This window comes from Blautia sp. AF19-13LB, assembly GCF_003479105.1.
Classification (GTDB): Bacteria; Bacillota; Clostridia; order Lachnospirales; family Lachnospiraceae; genus Fusicatenibacter; species Fusicatenibacter saccharivorans.
In genome coordinates this window covers 1-2,147 of the sequence record NZ_QUGO01000049.1, presented here as the reverse complement: position 1 = coordinate 2,147, position 2,147 = coordinate 1, and the positions used below count along the sequence as shown (strand labels likewise).

1 protein-coding gene is annotated in these 2,147 nt (G+C 40.1%); it reads left to right on the top strand.

Annotation, left to right across the window (positions count from 1 at the left end; genetic code table 11):
* The first annotated feature begins 596 nt into the window (after positions 1–596).
* Positions 597–2,063 carry a group II intron reverse transcriptase/maturase gene (ltrA, locus tag DWX32_RS19070; RefSeq protein ID WP_082424990.1) on the top strand — a complete coding sequence of 489 codons (1,467 nt, stop codon included), beginning with the start codon at positions 597–599 and terminating at the stop codon, positions 2,061–2,063.
* Positions 2,064–2,147 lie beyond the last annotated feature (84 nt).

The following is a 2,147-nucleotide window of genomic DNA, read 5'->3' as shown; positions in this document are numbered from 1 at the left end:
GTCATAGTGTGCGACTTGCAAGTCGTCATTTAAATTGTGATAAATTCACTACTACATCCGTTTGTAGTATTTCTACCGCATAGTGCCCAGTAAGTAATGAAAGGTGCGGAGCAGCGGGACAACGTGAGAAAGACAGAAACCACATCTGTCCTATTGCAAGGAAAAGATATGCAAGGTTAACATATGTGAACTGTCGTAAGGGTCGTCACTCGTGTAAAAGGTGAAAGTGGTTGATACACCTTGACTAAAATAGTACGGAGTCAGGGACATGATAATTACTATGGTATCATGCCAAACGGACAGAGAACTCCCGGTCTATAGGCAGAACCTAAACATATCAAGATTATTTAAATGACGAAACAAGGTAAACCTTATGTGCTCCTGGGAAAAGGTAGGCTAATCGTAAGAAAAGCACAATGCACAGAAGGCAGAGGATGTTGGAAAAAGCGAAAGTTCATGTGTAATGCATGAAATAAGGGTTCAAGATTTGCCCTGTCCGAAAGGAAGCAGACTTCCAACGCGTATCAATTACATGAAGAAACTGGAAACTGTGAATGTATCAAGTTCAATGGCACATTTGTGAGGACAATACAGACATGAAACTTCAATGGAACCAGATAGATTGGAAGAAAGCAGAAGAACAAGTTAACAGGCTACAGATTCGAATTGTAAAGGCAACATTAGAACAAAAGCTGAGATTGGTTAAGAGATTACAGTATTTAATAACTAATTCATTTTACGCGAAGGCTCTGGCTGTTAAACGAGTGGTTAGCAACAGAGGAAAGAAAACTCCAGGTATAGATGGAGAATTTTGGAAATCTGATAAAGAAAAAGTAAACGCAGTAAGGAGCCTGGACTGCCAGACATATCATGCAAAACCATTGAAAAGGGTATATATCGAAAAGTTTGGCAAGAAAGAAAAGCGTCCTTTGGGAATACCTACTATGAGAGACCGGGCTATGCAGGCATTACAACTTCTTGCGCTGGAACCAGTGGCAGAAACAACTGCCGACAGGATCTCCTTTGGATTTCGGAAATACAGAAGTCCTGAAGATGCACGTGAGTATGCGTTTAGTGTACTTAGCAGAAAGGATTCTCCACAATGGATTCTGGAAGGGGATATAAAAAGCTGCTTTGATAAAATCAGCCATCGGTGGATGATGGATAACATTCCCGGAAACAAAAGAATTATGAAAGAGTTCATGCGTTGTGGATATGTAGAAAAGGGAAAGTTATATCCGACTATAGAAGGCTCTCCACAGGGAGGAGTTATCTCGCCAACTTATGCAAACATGGTACTTGATGGATTAGAACCCATGATACTGGATGTATACTGGAGAAGCAAAGTTAAAAGGACATTTAGTGTGAAGTACAATGCGCATAAAGTACATGTGGTGAGATTTGCTGACGACTTTATCGTTACAGCATCTGACAAAGAAACACTGAAAGAAATCAAACCAATGATAGAAAGATTTCTTGAAGAAAGAGGACTGAGACTGTCAGAAGAGAAAACGGTCATTACTCACATTAATGATGGATTCGACTTTCTGGGTTGGAACTTTCGTAAATTTAAAGGAAAACTGATTATCAAGCCGTCACATAAATCTATGAAGAAAATTACGAGAAAAATCAGTGAAATAATAAAAGAAAACCAGACAGCCACACAGGAAATACTCATAAAGAAAATAAATGAGGTGACAGTAGGATGGGCAAATTATCATCACTCATCATGTGCTAAGAAGTGCTTTCATACGTTGGATCATCGCATATGGGAAATGTTGTGGAGATGGTCCAAACGCAGACACCCAAACAAAAACAAGCACTGGATAGTTAACAAATACTGGAAAGAGCATAAAGGCAGAAAGTGGACATTTATGTCGGACAAAAACATCCTATTTCTGATGATGGATATGCCAATTGTGCGAAAAGGGCAAATATCTTTAAACAAGAATCCATTTCTTGACAGGGAATACTTTGAATGCCGAGCAAAAAGGCACCGTCTGAACCGAAAAAGAGCTATGAATTCCAATCGAGCCGCGCAAATGGGATATTATGCGTTATAGATACGTGAGCGGAATGCGGTGAAAGTCGCACGTTCCGTTCTTTGGGGAGGGAATAACCGTAAGGTTTGTCCCTTACCCGACAGC